General features: G+C 42.5%; 12 protein-coding genes and 1 riboswitch. Of the genes, 5 read left to right on the top strand and 7 right to left on the bottom strand.

Annotated features, from left to right (window positions below; genetic code table 11):
• Positions 1–97: 97 nt before the first annotated feature.
• Entirely contained in the window at positions 98–1,684 is a 1,587-nt protein-coding gene (locus tag BY457_RS13590) for a hypothetical protein (RefSeq protein ID WP_106153868.1), read from the bottom strand.
• 652 nt (positions 1,685–2,336) lie between these two features.
• Here BY457_RS13590 and BY457_RS13585 point away from each other — a divergent pair.
• Positions 2,337–2,543: a hypothetical protein gene (locus BY457_RS13585; protein ID WP_146130988.1), complete on the top strand. Its 207-nt coding sequence runs from the start codon at positions 2,337–2,339 to the stop codon at positions 2,541–2,543.
• Positions 2,544–2,634: 91 nt separating this feature from the next.
• Here BY457_RS13585 and BY457_RS13580 read toward each other — a convergent pair whose 3' ends face one another.
• From BY457_RS13580 to BY457_RS13570, 3 genes are all read right to left on the bottom strand, one after another.
• Entirely contained in the window at positions 2,635–3,642 is a 1,008-nt protein-coding gene (locus BY457_RS13580) for a hypothetical protein (protein ID WP_106153866.1), read from the bottom strand.
• A 626-nt stretch (positions 3,643–4,268) separates the two neighbouring features.
• Positions 4,269–4,772, bottom strand: a complete 504-nt coding sequence (locus tag BY457_RS13575) for a YfiR family protein (RefSeq protein ID WP_106153865.1) — start codon at positions 4,770–4,772, stop codon at positions 4,269–4,271.
• Between the two features lie 12 nt (positions 4,773–4,784).
• Positions 4,785–6,611, bottom strand: a complete 1,827-nt coding sequence (locus BY457_RS13570; protein WP_106153864.1) for an OmpL47-type beta-barrel domain-containing protein — start codon at positions 6,609–6,611, stop codon at positions 4,785–4,787.
• Positions 6,612–6,886: 275 nt separating this feature from the next.
• On the opposite strand from BY457_RS13570, the gene BY457_RS13565 reads away from it, so the two are divergent.
• Positions 6,887–7,804: a LacI family DNA-binding transcriptional regulator gene (locus BY457_RS13565; RefSeq protein WP_106153863.1), complete on the top strand. Its 918-nt coding sequence runs from the start codon at positions 6,887–6,889 to the stop codon at positions 7,802–7,804.
• Positions 7,805–7,933: 129 nt separating this feature from the next.
• Here the strand turns inward: BY457_RS13565 and BY457_RS13560 are convergent, their stop codons facing one another.
• Both BY457_RS13560 and BY457_RS13555 read right to left on the bottom strand, forming a co-directional pair.
• The gene (locus tag BY457_RS13560; protein ID WP_106153862.1) at positions 7,934–9,058 is read right to left on the bottom strand and encodes a YncE family protein; all 1,125 of its coding nucleotides are present in this window, start codon (positions 9,056–9,058) and stop codon (positions 7,934–7,936) included.
• 150 nt (positions 9,059–9,208) lie between these two features.
• Complete coding sequence (locus BY457_RS13555; protein WP_106153861.1) at positions 9,209–11,113, bottom strand: TonB-dependent receptor plug domain-containing protein; 1,905 nt, start codon at positions 11,111–11,113, stop codon at positions 9,209–9,211.
• 104 nt (positions 11,114–11,217) lie between these two features.
• A riboswitch (cobalamin riboswitch) is annotated at positions 11,218–11,494 on the bottom strand.
• Positions 11,495–11,638: 144 nt separating this feature from the next.
• On the opposite strand from BY457_RS13555, the gene BY457_RS13550 reads away from it, so the two are divergent.
• Entirely contained in the window at positions 11,639–12,364 is a 726-nt protein-coding gene (locus BY457_RS13550; protein ID WP_106153860.1) for a lycopene cyclase domain-containing protein, read from the top strand.
• Here the strand turns inward: BY457_RS13550 and BY457_RS13545 are convergent.
• Entirely contained in the window at positions 12,320–13,759 is a 1,440-nt protein-coding gene (locus BY457_RS13545; RefSeq protein ID WP_106153859.1) for a carbon starvation CstA family protein, read from the bottom strand. The two genes, BY457_RS13550 and BY457_RS13545, sit on opposite strands and share 45 nt — an antisense overlap.
• A 404-nt stretch (positions 13,760–14,163) precedes the next feature.
• On the opposite strand from BY457_RS13545, the gene BY457_RS13540 reads away from it, so the two are divergent.
• Positions 14,164–16,518: a TonB-dependent receptor gene (locus BY457_RS13540; RefSeq protein ID WP_106153858.1), complete on the top strand. Its 2,355-nt coding sequence runs from the start codon at positions 14,164–14,166 to the stop codon at positions 16,516–16,518.
• A 92-nt stretch (positions 16,519–16,610) separates the two neighbouring features.
• Positions 16,611–17,759 carry a PepSY-associated TM helix domain-containing protein gene (locus tag BY457_RS13535; protein WP_106153857.1) on the top strand — a complete coding sequence of 383 codons (1,149 nt, stop codon included), beginning with the start codon at positions 16,611–16,613 and terminating at the stop codon, positions 17,757–17,759.
• Positions 17,760–17,788 lie beyond the last annotated feature (29 nt).

Below are 17,788 nucleotides of genomic sequence, written 5' to 3'. Positions count from 1 at the left end.
CGGAGGCCCGCAAAAAAATTCATTCAAAAAACACCAATAAAAAAGGGCAACACCGAAGTGCCACCCTTTTTGATCTATTTGGTATTTCAGTTTTTGCTTAGGGTTGAACCTTGATATCTAACCTTATATAATCTCCCACGCTATAACCAGGCTCAATCTCCAACACTTTTATCAAACCTTTTTTGCCGTAATTATCGACAAATTCAAGCACATCTCCAACGGCAAGATTCGTTACTGTTTCTTCTGAAGATTGAGAAATTCCATCCAATTCTGAAGCTGATGCAATGGCATCAAACTCTTCGATGGTTAACTCTGATTGTGCAAAATAAGTATGGTTCAATTCTTCCAGGGTAATACCAGCATTTGTTTCAATATCGATAATTGCTGAAGGATAATTATATGTTGACACCAAGGAAGCACCATATGCTGCACCATAGAAATATCCAAAATCCCAGAAAGCTGCAAACTCACCACCTCCATTAATCTGAAATACGTTTCCATCCATTAGCGAAAAAAAACTATCTGAAGAACCATCTGATAAGGGAGCAGCCAAAATTTTAGCTGTATATTCTTTCACCTTTACAACTTCAGGATTCATCCCCCCATAATTGATAGTAATGGTTCCGGGACCAGCAACCAGCCTCTTATCAGTGTCGCGATAGTCACCTCGGCCTGATGTTGTCCAAAGTGAGTACACAACTGTTCCTTCGCTCATGGAATGTACAGGAAAAGGGATCTTGTAAGTAAATTCATTTCCGTCCTCACTTGGTAGATCAACAGAGCCATCCCCCTTTTTATCGAGACCTTCAATATCCAGCTCATAAACCTCATCACCCGCACCGGCAATATTCTGAGTCATGTACAAACGTCGCATAGTTTCCTCAATTGAAGAAAATTTCACTGTTACGTCAACACTCGTGACCCCTGTTTCCAAATCACTGGCATAAATAGTGATATTAGCCGTATTGTCTCCTTCATAAATTATTATTTCAGGGATTACTGGTTGCTCATCTTCCAATTCTTCTTCGGTAATAAAAGATAAAGATTCTCCATAATTCACACCCGCATCACTTATAGTATATACTCTGAGATAATACTCTGTAGCAGGTTCCAGACTTTCAATACTTTCATGAAATTCATGCTCATAAATTTTCTTTGTACTACTATTAATTGTAGGTTCTTCCTCCAATCCCCAACAAATTCCCATTTCAATTATCTCCGCAGAACTTTCTTCTGAAACGATACCATCAACAACAACCGTATTGCTTGTTACATCAAAAATACTAATCGGCCCAATCGCTGGATACACAAGTGTGGAAAACGAGAGGGTCATACCATAATTTGTTCCAAACTCATTGGTTGCATAAGCCCGAACATAATACTCGGTACCTGAATTTAGGTCTTCCATTATGCTTTCAAAAAAACCACCTCCAGAACCATCCTTTGATCTGTTTTGCTCAATTGTGGGGTTTGGGTTGATGTCCCAACAAACACCTCTTTCAATTACAGTACTTCCGGCATCATCATCAATAATTCCTCCGCACGCTGCTGTTTCACCGGTTATTTCTGACACTTGATTTGTTGAAACGCTGGGAAGCCTTTCTGCATCCATTTTTTCATCATCACATCCAGTAATCGGAAAAAGTGCAATAAAAAGGAATAGTGTCAAGTTTTTTAAATTCATAGTCTTGAAATTTATTTTTTTAACATCGATTTCTGTATCATTTTAACTGGCAAAATTTGACTATATACTTCAAATCTTCATCGCCGGATACGGAACTTCGGCAAAAAAGTTTGGATTTGATTTTAAACAGATTCTTGCAAAATTTTAGCTTTCGATAATTTTCAGATTATTCTGCTCCCGTCCGTGTGGATTTCGTTCCAAGCAAAGCGGCATAATCGAGCGGTAATCTACCATCGCTACCCCTCTGGCTCCCCTGAAAGGGAGTACCCCAGCCCGCAAACCAAATCAACCAGAAAAATCTTGCAGTTTGAAAATGCCGCGCGAGGGAGTTCCCCTTTAAGGGGGTTAGGGGGTAGCGATGGGGCTATTCTTATTATTAAATTACAATGGCAATATTCGCCTGTGTTGAATTGGCAATCCAAATCCTTAATTATCATACTGATACTGCATGCAATACTCATGAATTTTGAATAACAAAAGCTACCCCACCATTCATTAATGCTGCCTTTTCGGTAAATGGATTCACATCGACGCAGGAATTCCACAAATCGAGGAATCATTTCCACACCAGCTAAAAAAAGGTCACAGCGAAGGAAATGAAACGCCACAAAAAAGGAAAAATACACAAGAAGGGCTTTCAACATTGCAAGAAGTGGTCAATATTGCACCAGAAGCAGCTAAAACTGCGCAAGGAGAGGTCAATATTACACAAGGAGCAGTAAATATTGCACAAGAAGCCACAAAAACGGCACAAGGACGGGTTAAAACTGTACAAGGAAAGGTAAATTCTGCACAAGAAGCGGTTAAATGTAAACAAAAACCGTCCGTGTGGATTTGGAATCATCGTCCGTGGGGATAAGTAAACGATAAATTCATTCAAAAAACACCAATAAAAAAAGGGCAGCACCGAAGTACCACCCTTTTTGAGCTATTTGGTATTTCAGTTTTTGTTATGGTTGAACCTTGATATGCAATTTAATGTAATCCCCTACTCCATTTCCAGGTTCAATCTCTATTACCCTAATTAATCCTTTGTTTCCATAATTGTCAACAAATTCAATAACATCATCAACGTTCAGGTTTGTAATTGTTTCCATAGCTGATTCAGTCACAAAATCCAAATCGGAAGCATTAGCTACAGCACCAAACTCAGTTTCAGTCAAATTAGACGAAGCAAAATAAGTGTGGTTCAGTTCATCTGCTGTGGTATTTGCAACCTCCTTAACATCAATAATATTAGATGGATAGTCAAATGTAGATGCCAGCGAAGCCTCATTTGATGCGCCATAATAATATCCAAAGTCCCAATATGCAGCAAACTCTACACCATCTTCTATTGGATAAACCTCACCATCAATCAAAGAAACAAAAGTTTCAGAAATTTTATCAGCAGTCGGAGCAGCCAATAAAACAGCCTCATACTCCTTTACCCCGGTTGCAGGATTGGTTCCACCATAATGAATAATTACTTTCCCGGGACCTGAAACCAGACTATTTTCAACATCCCGATAGTCACCACGTCCGGAAGTAGCCCAAAGCTGATACTCAACAGTACCCTCTGTCATACCCGACAAAACAGGAAACGGAATGGTAAAAGTAAAATCATATCCTTCACCACTGCTCAGGTCAATAGATCCATCACCTTTTGTATCCAATCCGTCAATTTCCAATTCATACTTCTCATATCCTGCACCGGCAATATTCTGAGTCATGTACAAACGTCTCATTTTAGAGTCGGCAGATGTGAAATTCACAGTTACATCGGCACTAGTTGCTCCTGGTTCGAGGTCACTCACATAGATGGTGGTTACTGCGGAATTATCGCCTTCGGCAATATTGAGTTCCACTTCTTCGTCTTCTCCTGTTGTCAGAATACTTTCATCTTCCTCACAGGAAGTAAATCCAAAGCCCATAAAAAGGGCTGCTATCATTAAGCTTACAAACTTTAACTTTTTCATTTTCAAAAATGGTTTTAGTGTTAAAAATTCAAATTATAATAATGTTGTTTCTAATCAATCTCCACAACAGAGGCTCCAAAAAATCCAGAGCATATTTATTGTCCTTGGCAACAAGACATTGTATTACAGATAAAACATACCTGCAGCACACCATATTTTCTTGAAAAATATCGGAAAAAAAATGAATTTCGGGCCGGCCCCCTGCCCTTACGAAGCAGACAAACGTAATAGTGTTTTTGTTCAACTCAAAACACTTTAATAAAATCTAACGTTCTTTTCTCTAATACGCCAACTTCTTTTTCCTCTTAATCAATAAGCCATCAATTATTCAAACATCCCGAATATTCCAATTTCCATGCCAAATAGAAAATGATTGCCCAAACAGCAATCCGGATTCTTCTTTCACAGATATTGTTAATATTTGTAAATTATTGCTTACGGAATTAAAACATTTTTGTTTCCTCTAATTATTCTGTGATTAAAAATATTTTTCAAAACAGATCAGAAAACAAAAATATCGTGGTAAGGGTAAATCGACCATCCCTTGCCACGATATTGTTTAAACTTACCTCTCAGAAGACGAATAAAAAATGTAAGGGTTGCACTCGCTTACAAAAAAGAAAGATTTAATTTTGAGAAATCCCCATTTGCCAAAGGCGTGAACTGACTACCAAGCCTCGATTTAAGGCATTATCTTTATTAAATTCATATTGTATTTTACCTTCCCGGATAATGAAATTTATGGCAGCTCCTTGTGCAATCATACCTTCCTGCTCGGTAACCAATAAAGTACAGTGTCCTTCAAGTTTTTGAAGAACCTCCTGCATCTGGCGGCTTTGCCAATGACCAACAAACATAATATGAGGCTTACCCACATTGGATGCCGACATATAATTTCGTACTTCAATGGGCTGACTACCGGCTTTTTTGCCCTCCGCAAGCTCCTTAAGCCGTTCATAAACGGATACATGGCCCAGGACCTCAATTACAAAATTCCCTTCCCTTGTCTCTTCCGGCCATTCAATGTGCCGGGTAAAATTTAGCAGATAAAGAGAGATGTAATTCTCCTCCTGTGCCTGACTACTCAAAGAAAGAAGGAGCAATATTCCAATCATCAATATTTTCCTCATGACAGCTCCTTTTTATTTTTCAATGGAAAATCGGATGGTTTTTGTTGTCTTATTTTCCAGCGCATCGGCAGCCTCAATGTCAATTGTATAATTGCCGGGTTGCAAACCGCTAAGCGGAATTTTTTCCGACACCTTACTGCCATTGACCGAATACTTCAAAGATTCCTCTCCGGCAACATCATCTGTGGCACCAATGTATATCTTGGTATTGGATGGATAGATGACGTAGTTCTCCTCCCGGATCGTTTTCTCTCCAATAGGCTCCACACTAAAATGATGATGAATCGAAGGTCCTTCCCTATCAACCACAAACACAAGAGACTGCAGTTCTTCCTGATTATTCACATTATCGGTTGACCTCCATTCCAAAAGATTCTCCCCGGAACGATCTCCTGAAAATGATTCTCCGTATTCCTTCTCCACTCCATTCAGGGAATATGAAATGCTCTTTACACCGCTTTCCTGATCTTTAGCATCCAGGGAGATTCTGGTCTGAGCTGCAAGAAACAGCGTATCCCGGTTTCTGAACACAGGACCATCAAAAGAAACTTTGCTCCCGGGGGCTGTTCTGTCAATATAAAAATGGCGATCGGTCTCCGGAGCACTGTTTTCTACCCAGTCAACAGCAGAATAACTAAGCACTACCGGACTGTTTCCTTCAGGATGAAAGGAATTGTCGTAAACCTCATTTGTCAGAAATGAGTTATTACTATATAGAATAGATTGGACTCCCGACTTGTCGTCCTTTGCCGATAAAGCCACGGTGGTTCTCCCGGATATATACTCACGGTCGCCTTCAAAGTAATCTCCCTCAAATTCGAATGAAACCACGGGCGCGTCCCTGTCGATGTAATAATCAAAGACCTCTCCTTCACCTTCAGCCTTACTGGCACCGGAAGAGAGGGTCCCAATATATTTATGTGCCTCTGCATTGCCTACACGATCTCCAGCATAATAGGTTATTTGGCCATCCCCTTCTTTCAGTCGCGAAACAGGAATAGGATTTTTGTATTCCTCAAATTCACCATCATCTATGGCAAAGAAAACGTTGTTCACCCCGGACAGACTATCAACAGCAGACAAACAAATGGTGGCATCAGGAGCTAACACATTATTTTTATTGATGCCGCTGATTTCATGCGTTGATATAGGGGCAGTATGATCTACCGAAAAATCAAAAGAGTGCATATCCTCCACGTTTCCCACATTGTCCACCGAGTAAAACTTCAAAGAATAATCCCCTTCTTCATCAACACTCAACGGAGATTGTTTTTCCCCCACGAACCCAGATCCGTTTAATGAATAATAAACATCCGTTACTCCGGACATTTCATCTGAAGCATCAAATGCAAGATGCACCTTTTCACCAAAGAACACCTTGTCATCCGTCCGGACATTAACAGATTCCCCCCATAGCAATCGGCTTTTGGGTTGTAATCCATCAGCATAAATATCAAATATTATATCCTGCAAGGGGTAAACCGTCTTTCGGGTAGCAGTATCAACGGCTGAAGGAGATCTGAGGGTATTCCATCCTTCTGTATCCAGGTACATGGGATTTGAATACTGAGCGGTAGTATTGCTTTTTAGCAGCCATGATTCGGCTTCATCATCGGGATCGGATGATATGCGCAGATACAAAGGTAAATCTTTGTTAACAAACAGTTTTCCGTCTTCTGACTGATAAAAGCGCTTTTCGTGTTGTAAAGGTTCCTGAGCAGAAGAGGAAAAATTTCCTGCTGAAGTCAGCATCAGGGTTGTCAAAAGTGCAGTTCCCGCCAGTCGGCGAGTACAGAAACTCGTTTTTTTGAATGGGCCAATACGTAATTCGGTATTCATTTTTCTTTTGATTTAGGTTACGCATCATGTACGCATCAACCTTAATTTTTGATAATATTTTTTGCCGTTCATTAACAAAGCCTTGACCAATTTCGTTTTTTGTTTGATAAAGTAGTGCAACCTCCCGGTTAAAACAACAAAATCTGCCGCCTCTTATGTGTATTCAGTCCTTGCTTTCAACCAAAAAAGTACCCTGCTTTCAAGACATCTCAGAATTTTAATATTCGGAATTCACAATATTTCTTATCTTTACACTTACCTAAACAAATTTAGCAATGGCCAGATTCACATTAAACCAGGTTGCACAGCAGGCAGGTGTATCCAAAACAACAGCTTCGCTGGTTTTAAACGGGAAAGCTGACAGCGTAAACATAGCGCAGTCCACCCGGAGAAGAGTCTTAGATACCGCAAAATCGCTCAATTATCAACCCGGAAAATTCAATCCGGGACGACTCAACGGGAAAAGTGGAATGATCGGCGTCTTTGCATCTGATTACACTAATTACAGCAATCGCCAATGGCTCCAGGAATTGATCAAAGCAGCGGAAAAGAAAGGTTACGTAATCCTGCCTCAGGTGGCGAGTCTCCAAAGTCTGAAAGAAAAGTTAAATGCACTTCCATTCGATGCAGGCATCATCATTGAGCATGAGTTGGTTGGTGATAAGATTGACCAGGAGAAAATTGAATTTCCAATTATTTGTGCGGGTTTCATCCCCGGTCCCGAAACAGTTAAGTTCATTGCCCCGGATTACCATCAGCAAACCAATGAAGTGATTCAGCTCCTGTACCGGCACAACAAAAAAGCCATCGGAATGCTCTGTGCAAAAGAGGACACGAAAGAGAAACATCAAAAAAAGGTGACTTACAAAGAAAATTATTGTGAGCGTTTCGACATACCGCCCAATATGGCAGAGTTACCGTCAAAGGAATTTAACCCAAAAGAAATCAAGGAAGCCTGCCTGCAACTTATTGAGAAGGGGGCAAATGCCATCATTCTGGAAACACCGGAAATGACGTCCGAAGCTATGAAGGATGCAGAAATAAGAGGAATCGGGAAAGAGGGAGTACTGTTTGCCACGTATGATAAGATCGAAGGAGGTGAGTTCCTGCCCCAAAACTTATTAATTCACACCTCTTCTGACATCGCCAAAATGGCCGATCAGGTTATTGAAGAATGTGTGAAAGGGATTTAAAAAAAGCCCCGGACCATTTCCCTCTGATTAACTTTGGGCGAGTTAAGCAGCTAAACTTGTTTATGGCAGAACAAATCATTGCAGTCATTGTAAAGGAAATGGCTCCGGAGCAATATTCTTTTAATCTGATTACTCAGAGACGAAAACAAAGTTGCAGGGCCCAATGCCTATATTATCCTCATAGGTCTCAACGGCAGTCCCGTTGGCAGAATAAATCTCCACACGCCCCGCTGCAGTAAAGTTAGGCGCAACACCAACATACAAATCTCCATTGGCGGGATTTACGCCCAAACCCGACGGAGTAACATCTGCAAATGTTTCCTGCGGCAATTCTGATGCAGTAATATCTACTTCCCATATTCCGGGAAAACCATATCCACCTCCGAAGTAAAAACTTTGTCCGTCAGCAGCCAGCGCAATTTTTGTGGCTTTTCCGTAAATAACCTCATCTGGAAGAAAGGTTTGCTCAACATCATAAGAAGAAGCATTGATATGGTGAATTGCAGCAGGACTAACACTAACAAAGCTTCCAGATACTGCATCATACTCAGAACGGCCGGTTGCCAGCACCCAAACATCACCGTCGGCATCTACGATCAGGTCCTGTGGATTGTCATTGACCGTAATTTCCTTAATTACCTCATCGTTGACAGGATCAATTACTGAAATAATATTATCGGTAGCATATCCTCCACAGTTGGCCACCCACAACTCATCACCAACAACTTCGAGCCCCTCGGGACCGACCCCCACATTAATGGAGCTGACCACCTGCATCTGTTCAGGATCAACAACAGCCACTTCACCGCCGTTTCCCCATTGAGACACATAAATTAATCCATCATAAACAGCGGCGTACCTAGGGTTATTTATTCCTTCAGAAATCTGTCCCACATAATTGAAGTTCTTATTATTGACTACCATCAGACTGTGCGAATTATTCAGCACGAGAAAAGAGAGTGTATCCACAGAAACCATATCCTGCAATACATCGCCCAACACGGCACCGTTCCTTTCAGCAAACAAATTGCCCATAACAGTATCCTGAGCAATAAAAGAGACAGAGGCATTGGCAGCATTCATTGCCCCCTGGTTAAGCACAAACACACCATTAACAAAGTCACCCTTATCCTTTACAATCACCGGATCGTCATCGCTTTCACAAGAAACAAAAGCCATAAACAAAGCTAAAGAAAGTGCTTTTAACACACCAGCACTGAAAACTCCCTTTTTTAAAAAATCCATTTTTCTCATTCGTTTAAAATTTTATAATTATCTGATAAAAACCTATTTAAAAATGTAAGAACGGATGGTACCGCTCCGCTCTCGCAAAATATTTTTTAACCATGTTCTCTTGCGAAATTTATGCTTTAAAAATATTATTCTCGTTTCATCAAACTATTTTTAAATGGTTAAATCTATTGAAAGCAAATAATTTCGTGGAGGCATAGCGTACCATGCCACTACCTGATAATCAGCATCTGTCACATTCTTTATTTTAAAAGAAAAGTCTGCACTGATTCCGGAAATTCTGAATTTATATCCCAGGGAAGTATCCCAAAGTGAATATGCATCAAGCGTGTTTTTATAGTCGTAATAGCGCTCACCGGTAAATCGTCCGGCAAGTGTTGCATAAAAGTCTCCCCGTGAATAGCCAAACACGGCATTCATATTATGCTCAGGCGTATAAACCATTTGCCGGTTGTCGTATTCATCATCGGAAAAGAGCGTGGATTTCACCCGGGTATAAAAAATACGGGAACTTATCCTGTTTTTACCTGCGACTGCCGTCACTTCCACACCAGCCTCAACACCACTTGTTTCGCCAATTTCCTTGTTGTGTGGCTTCCACTTACCTCCATCTTCCGGAAGCCATACAATAATATCCTCGGTGCGCGAAGCAAAATAAGCAGCACTCAATGTGATTGCGAAAATGCCATTCTGAAATGAAAAATTTGCTCCCGCATCTCCTGACCAGCCTGATTCGGCAGACAGGTCCGGATTCCCCATGGCATAACCATCCTCCATCCAGTAGAGATCATTCAGATTTGGAATCCGGTAATTTCTGGATATATTCCCTTTCAGTTGCAACCTGTTCCACAAAGGATGTTCCACCCCCAAAGAAAAGACAACAGGCTGCAGGTCAGCATCGCTCATTTCTTCCCTAAAACTCAGCACTATGGCACCACGACCTGCTGTAAGGCCATATCGTCCGGAGGCAAAAGCAGCGACCCGGTTGCGTGAAACATCACCACCGTATCCGTCGGAACGGGCAAGTTCGTAAGTGTAATTGACTCCTGCATTCACAGAATGATATCTCCCCAGCCGATGTTTATACTCGGCTTCATTTATCCACGAAAAAGAGTTGTTATCGGCCTGGGGATCTGCCAGGTCAGGATCACTGTAAAGTACTTTATTTCTGATGAGTCCCTGTTTTACATTCAGGATACCTTTTGATCCATAGTATTTATAATTGACCGAGGCCATAATATTTTTATCCCTTTGACTGGTTTCACCCGGCTGTCTGCTGGTCATCAAGGTCTGCAAATCCTTATCATAGTCCTGATACCAAAAACCGGTTGTGAGGAGTGATTTATCAGACATACGCCATTGGTTTTCCTGCAAAACACCATATTGTACAACCCCGGCATTGGTTTGTGTCTCCTCAGGATTTCCGATTCGGGAAGTATTGATAAAGCGAAAGTCGTTATCGGCCTTTTGCCCGAACACCGAAAGACGGGAAGCAAAGCTGGTGGTTCCGGTCTTTATTTCTGCACTTGCAGATCCCAGCCCAAAGCTTCCTTTGGTCAACGAGGCGCTCAGAGCATTTTCTTTTCGAAGCAAATCGTTCCCCGACAAATGAATCACTCCACTTATGGCTCCACTGCCAAATAAAGTTCCCGATCCGCCGTGCTGAACCTCCACATGATCAAAAAACTGTACCGGCATTACCGAAAGGTTAACCCCTCCACTCATAGGGCTCTGAATATTAAGCCCGTTCCACAACACAGGCGTATGCGAAGATCCCCCACCCCGGATACTGACAGAGGCAAGTCCTCCCGGCCCATAAGTTTTTAACGAAATGCCGGATGTATTGGCCAGCAATGAAGATAAAGAACCGCTGCGATGCAGCTTGACCAGATCAGAATCAGGCTCCGACACGGTAGCCCCTACAGCATAATCGTGTAACCGTTGTGAGGTTACGCGAACTTCTCGCAGTTTCACCGGATCTTCCTGAAAAAAATCCTGTGCCAAAAGATTGGTTGCCGAAAGCAGCAACACACAAAAAACAGATAACCTTAAAAACATAGTTACAAATGATTAAATACAATTTTAATCATTCGAAACATCCGGTCTTAGTGAAAATAGAACAAGAAAAAATCGTTCATATCTTCGCTTTTCCACCCGAAAGCTACGAATTGAATCATCTGGCAGGTCTTCTGGCTTACTCAGGTCTGAATGGCCTTCCCGGAATCAATTAACAATGATCAGTTATCAATTAGCAATGATCAGTTACCAATGTTTAATTGATAATTGGTCATTGATCAATGTAAAATTCCAGTGGCGAAAGTATTATTCAAACCATATTAAGAGCTTACAGCTGCGGGGACAGCTCCGGAATTGAACCGGATTCCCTTTTAATCGTATTCCTGAAATCAGAAAGTACGAACCAGTCTTATTGCCGGCAAATTTAAAGTAAAAATTTCAGAATCCGGACTTATTGGAGAACAAAAAAGAAAGAAATGGCCCTCATCTATTATTTGCCAGACAGTTCGGCTTACCGCAAATGAACCGAATGCGTGCGTTCGTGTTAAACAATTAAACAAAAAGAGTATGTCAACTTATCTGATTATAAATATTCTTGTGGTGATTATTCCTTTTCTGTTCAGTTTTGACAAGAAGGTAGCATTTTTCCGTATCTGGAAATATTTTATCCCAGCAATGCTCATCACTGGAGCAGGGTTCATTCTCTGGGACATTCTATTCACCCATATCGGGGTTTGGGGCTTCAATGAGGTGCATCTCAACGGAATAAAAATCGTCAACCTCCCCATGGAAGAGTGGCTGTTTTTTGTCACGGTTCCTTATGCCGTGGTTTTTACTTACCGGGTATTAAATGTGTGGCTGCCGATGAAAAAGCACCCCGAGATGCAGCGAACCATCAGCTATGCACTCATCATCGTATTTGCAACTGCCACAGTGTTGTATTACGACCGGATTTATTCAGTCGTCACTTTTTCTCTGGCGGCTCTCTTTGTTTTGGTTACAGAATGGCTGCTGAGGACAGACTATTTGTTGCATTTTTACAGAACCTACCTGATTGCCCTGCTTCCTTTCCTGATCACCAATGGAATATTAACAGGCTTCGGTTTAGACGAGCCTGTGGTCTGGTACAATGACTCCATGAACTCAGCAATCCGGATTGGGACCATTCCTATCGAAGATGTAGCTTATGGGTTTGTACTCATTGGCCTGAATATCGCGCTTCTGGAATGGTTTGTTCCAGGAACGGCTTCAACGCCGAAACTTTCGGATACTAAAAAGAAAAAATCCCATTGAGCCCACACCAACCAAAACACCAGCTGAAGTTCCCCAGAAAGGATCAAGGAACAAACCTCCTGTTTTTACCGGTGCCACCAGGAGATAAGCTGCACAAACAATGGTCATAAAAGTGGCAGGCAAAGAAAGCATCCAATGGCTCTTTTTCACTTTGGCCAGATACATGGCTCCTGTCCATAAAACCACCACTGCCAATACTTGATTCGACAGGCCAAGATACTTCCAAATCGTTGCAAATTCGAGTCGTGAAAGCACAAACCCAACGGCAAAAAGGGGAATACTAATAATCAACCGTTTGTAAATAGAGGATTGATCAAACTTAAAAACATCGGCAATGGTAAGTCTGGCGCTTCGAAAAGCCGTATCGCCGGTGGTAATCGGGCAGGCTATTACACCAATCACAGCAAAAACAGCCCCCACAGGCCCCAACCACGAACGACTGATTTCATTCACCACCCATGCAGGATTTTGACCGTCCACCATCATGGTTTCATTCAGATTTCCGGCGTTGCCGAAAAAATTCATGGCTGCAGTTGCCCAGATAATAGCCACAACCCCCTCTGCTATCATAGCTCCGTAAAAAACATGACGTCCATGACTCTCCTTTCGGATACAACGAGCCATCATAGGAGCCTGGGTAGAATGAAATCCGCTTAAGGCGCCACACGAGATAACAATAAACATCATGGGAAAAAGCAAATTCTCTGTTGGATTGTGATGCCAATTACGAAAACTGCTCAGTTGAAGTTCATGAATAACCAGGTCACCGGTTATTCCGTAATAAATCATCGCACCGGCAATACCAAGAGCCATTATCAGCAACGCTGCTCCGAAAGCGGGATAAATTCGACCAATAATCTTATTGATGGGCAAAAGTGTAGCGATCAGGTAATAAGCAAAAATACTGTAAAGCCATATTTCAAGTCCCCCAGCGGTAAGATTGGCAAGTAATCCGGCAGGACCAGAGACAAAAGCCACCCCCACAAAAATCAGAAGAAGTAAAGAAAAAATACGCATAAAATTCTGAAACCCAGGCCCCAGATATTTTCCAACAATTTCAGGAATGCTGGCACCGTTGCTCCTAACGGAGAGCATACCCGAAAAATAATCATGTACCGCTCCCATAAAGATACACCCCAACACAATCCACAAATAAGCTATAGGGCCATACATTGCTCCCAGAATAGCGCCAAAAATGGGGCCCAGTCCGGCGATATTCAGAAACTCTATGGTAAAAACCTTCCAGGTAGGCATGGGAACATAATCAACCCCGTTGTTTACCCGAACGGCCGGAGTGGTTCGTTCATCCGAAGCTCCAAAAAAACGTTCCACAAACTTTCCGTAAAGGAAAAACCCTAAAACCAGAGCTGCGATAGAAGAGAGAAATGTAATCATTGTACAATCAGGATTTTGCCATTTCAAAGAAACAAATTCTTTCGTTTTTGACCGAGAAAAAAATATACATTTTTATTGAGCCTGCCTAGAACTCACTAAATATGGGGAGGGTACTTTTCCATAAAATAACAAATCGGGAATTTTACTGATGAATAATTCATCTTTCTAAAAAACCCATTTTCAACACACTAAAACCCATCAACAAGAGGAAAAACTTTTCTTATCACTTATCCGGGATGGGTGATTCCGATTATCAACAAATGACAATTTGTGGGGATTGCCAGCCATTTGGGGAACAGATAATTTTGCAACATCAATTCCGGTTATTGAAATAAAGAAAAACCTCTCAATTAACTCCCGGATATTTATTAATTCAATTTTTTCGCTATAAAACCTTATTACACATGAAAAAACTATTTATCCTATCACTTCTATTGCTCTTTTATGCAAATATACAAGCTCAGTACGGCTCCATTACCGGGAAAGTATTGATGCCCGAAGATGAACATGCTCCGGTGAGCATTGGAATCGCAAGTACAAACAAGGGAACAATCACCAACGAGCATGGAGAGTATTATATATCAGACATCCAGCCTGGCGATTATACTCTGAAGGCATCTTATGTCGGATTTGAATCTCAAACAATAAATGTAACGGTAAAGCCGGGACAGATAACCCGGGCACCGCTCATTCGCATGCAAAAAGCCGACAGGGAAATAGCCGAAGTCAGAGTTGTGGGTGAACGTCAGACAGATTATACTGCAGACAACACCTCCTCTTCTCTGCGCTATCAAACGCCTTTGCTGAAAATGAGCCAGAATGTGCAGATCATCAGTAAGGAAGTACTGGCTGACCAGCAGCTCACCAATATGCTTGAGAGTGTAACCCGAAACACCAGCGGGGCTCAGATGATTGAGCACTGGGGAACATTTGCCCGGATAAACATGCGTGGATTTAAACTGCCTGCTTTTCGAAACGGAATGAACGTTGATTTACCCTGGGGCCCTCTGACTGAAGACATGTCAATTGTGGACCGAATAGAATTCGTAAAAGGGCCGGCAGGTTTTATGCTATCATCGGGCGAACCCGGAGGTTTTTACAATGTGGTAACCAAAACGCCTGACAAGGATGCAGACCGGGAAGTATCCATCATGGCTGGTTCATTCAACACAAAGCGGGCCACCCTTGACATTGGTGGTGCAATTGATGACAATCAACGGCTGAGTTACCGGCTCAATCTCATGGGCTTAGCACAGAATTCGCACCGCGACTTTGAATACAACAACCGATATACCATCCATCCGTCCATCAAATACGACATCAGTGAAAAGACCAGTCTGACAGCCCAGTACATCTACCAACACTCCACACTTTCGGTGGTGGGCGCAGCTTATGTTTTTGCTGCCGATGACATGGGAACTCTACCCCGCGATTTCACTTTGGCAGAACCGAACATTGACCCGACAAAAATGCGGGAGCACAATGCTTTTGTAACGCTGAACCATCAATTCAACAATCGCTGGAAACTGACCGCCCAACTGGGGTACTTAGACTATAAATTAGAAGGAAGTTCACTGTGGGCCGATTCCGTTTCCAATGAGGGACTGATTTACCGCTCTCTTTCCATCTGGGATGCCATCAGCACAGCCAAATCGGGACAAATCTACGTCAGCGGTGAGGAACAAACCGGGCCTGTAAGACACCGGATACTGACAGGGATCGATATGAGTGACAAGACTTATTATGCCGATTGGTTCCAGAGCGGTCCACTGGCCGGTGCAAACAATCCGCTGGACAGCAACAATCCGGTACACTATGTCCACACTTCCCAATTTCCGGAATTTGACCGCTCACTGAGCATTCGCCAGAGAGCCTACAATGGCAGCTATCCGGCAGCTCAAATCACAGGTTCATCCGCATTCTATTTTCAGGATGAACTCGGAATCTTTGAGGATCGGCTGAGACTGACACTGGCAGGGCGCTATACGCATTTTACTACTTCTATCTACGGCGCCGACACCGACGATGATGTTTTCACCCCAAGAGCCGGGATCAGCTTTTCTATTGATGACAACACCTCCATCTACGGACTTTTCGACCAGTCTTTCCTTCCCGAATCGGGAACAGACAAGGAAGGCAATGCTTTTGATCCTGTAGAAGCCAAAGACCTGGAAGCCGGAATAAAACGCAAATGGGCCAACGGAAAATGGAACTCATCGCTAACCGTTTACCAAATCACCAAAGAAAATGTACTAACTACGGATCCGGAAGACGTGAATTACCAGATTCAGCTGGGAGAGGCACAATCCAAAGGGCTTGAGGTTGATATTCAAGGACAAATCGTAAGAGGATTAAATCTCATCCTCAATTATGCCAATACCGATGTAAAAATCACTGAAGACACCAATCCCGAGAATGTAGGTAACCGTTTGGCCGGACATGCCAAACACATCAGTAACGGATGGCTGAAATACACCTTCAGAAACACTTCTCTCAGTGGATTGGGAGTAGCGCTGGGCTACCAATACCAGGCTGATCGCGCTTCATGGAACTGGGGCGCCGACAACCAGGCCGTTCTTCCCGATTATTTCCGTCTCGACGGGGCACTCTCCTGGCAATCCAATGGTTTTGCAGTCAGGCTGAATGTCAACAACCTGCTGGATGAATACCTCTACTCCGGAAGCGGTTACCAAAGCTTCTACTATTGGCAAACCGAACCAGGCATCAATTATCGTCTGGGGGTAAGCTACAGGTTCTGATTGATAGTAAAAAACACGAAAACACAGAAGATGTCCATCTTTTCGTTCACACGGAGAGATGGATTTCCCGGTTTTTATAAAAAGACCGAATCATGGTAAAAAAAATCATTTTTCAGCTACATCTCTGGTTGGGGCTGCTGTCCGGCATCATCGTTTTTATTGTTTCGGTAACCGGCTGTCTGTACGTTTTTCATGAAGAGATTACCACCTGGCTCAGAAAAGATGCTATTTATGCCGACAAAGAAGCTGGCACCCAACGTCTCCCTCAGGAGAAACTACTGCAGACAGCCCAGCAAGCATTTCCTCCAGGTGAGGTCATCAGCTGGTTTAACATTTACAACAATCCGGAAAAAAATCAGGTGTTTTATAGTTACAAAAACAACCCAGAAGGTCTCACCTACTTCACCAACATTGATCATTACAATGCTGTTTTTATCAATCCCTATTCAGGCAAGACAGAAGGGGTTTACAACGAAAAGACCGACTTCTTCAATGTGGTTAAATTTCTTCATTGGAGCCTGTTGTTCAAAACTTCGATAGGGCAACCCATTGTTGGGTGGGCTACCCTGATTTTTGTAGTGCTTTTGATCACTGGTCTGGTTTTGTGGTGGCCCAAGAGCTTCAAAAGTGCCCGTAACCTGTTTCGGATCAAATGGAAGAAGACCACGGGGATTTACAAGAAATTCTATGATCTGCACAATGTTTTGGGCTTATGGGGACTTGCCGGCTTACTGATTATCTCTCTTACAGGAATGGTATGGGCATTTGGATGGTTTCAGGGACTGGTATATGTGGCAGCATCCGGCACAACAACGCCCCCCGAAAGGCTTAGGGCCGAATCGAATCCGCAGGCCCTGCAAATTGAGCAACCTCTAAACGAAGCCTTTCATGAATCGCTCAAGCTTCATGACGATGCAGCAGCATTTAGATTTACTCTACCACAGGACAGCGCAGGAATAATTAATGTATATGTGCAGCAAAAAGAAGGATTGTATTATCAATCTCATCAGCTTCAATTTGACAGATATACCGGGGAATTACTTGCCAAAAGAAATCATGAGGAGAAGAATGCCGGAGAAAAACTGATTACTGCCAATTATGACATCCATACCGGAGCCATCTTAGGAATGCCCGGAAAGATTCTGGCATTTATATTGAGTCTGATCGCTGCATCCTTGCCCGTCACCGGGTTTATGATGTGGTGGAAAAGGACAAAAAAACGCAAGAAATCCCTGTTCTGAAATACCGTTGGCATCTCAATTACATCAAA

Source organism: Marinilabilia salmonicolor, assembly GCF_003003035.1.
Lineage (GTDB): Bacteria > Bacteroidota > Bacteroidia > Bacteroidales > Marinilabiliaceae > Marinilabilia > Marinilabilia salmonicolor_A.
This window is presented reverse-complemented; position numbering and strand designations above follow the sequence as displayed.

Coding starts and splice junctions, on each gene's coding strand:
- BY457_RS13575 (WP_106153865.1), bottom strand. CDS start 4,772: ATGAGGAAAATATTGATGATTGGAATATTGCTCCTTCTTTCTTTGAGT.
- BY457_RS13555 (WP_106153861.1), bottom strand. CDS start 11,113: ATGTTTTTAAGGTTATCTGTTTTTTGTGTGTTGCTGCTTTCGGCAACC.
- BY457_RS13540 (WP_106153858.1), top strand. CDS start 14,164: ATGAAAAAACTATTTATCCTATCACTTCTATTGCTCTTTTATGCAAAT.
- BY457_RS13580 (WP_106153866.1), bottom strand. CDS start 3,642: ATGAAAAAGTTAAAGTTTGTAAGCTTAATGATAGCAGCCCTTTTTATG.
- BY457_RS13570 (WP_106153864.1), bottom strand. CDS start 6,611: ATGAATACCGAATTACGTATTGGCCCATTCAAAAAAACGAGTTTCTGT.
- BY457_RS13535 (WP_106153857.1), top strand. CDS start 16,611: ATGGTAAAAAAAATCATTTTTCAGCTACATCTCTGGTTGGGGCTGCTG.
- BY457_RS13565 (WP_106153863.1), top strand. CDS start 6,887: ATGGCCAGATTCACATTAAACCAGGTTGCACAGCAGGCAGGTGTATCC.
- BY457_RS13545 (WP_106153859.1), bottom strand. CDS start 13,759: ATGATTACATTTCTCTCTTCTATCGCAGCTCTGGTTTTAGGGTTTTTC.
- BY457_RS13560 (WP_106153862.1), bottom strand. CDS start 9,058: ATGAGAAAAATGGATTTTTTAAAAAAGGGAGTTTTCAGTGCTGGTGTG.
- BY457_RS13590 (WP_106153868.1), bottom strand. CDS start 1,684: ATGAATTTAAAAAACTTGACACTATTCCTTTTTATTGCACTTTTTCCG.
- BY457_RS13550 (WP_106153860.1), top strand. CDS start 11,639: ATGTCAACTTATCTGATTATAAATATTCTTGTGGTGATTATTCCTTTT.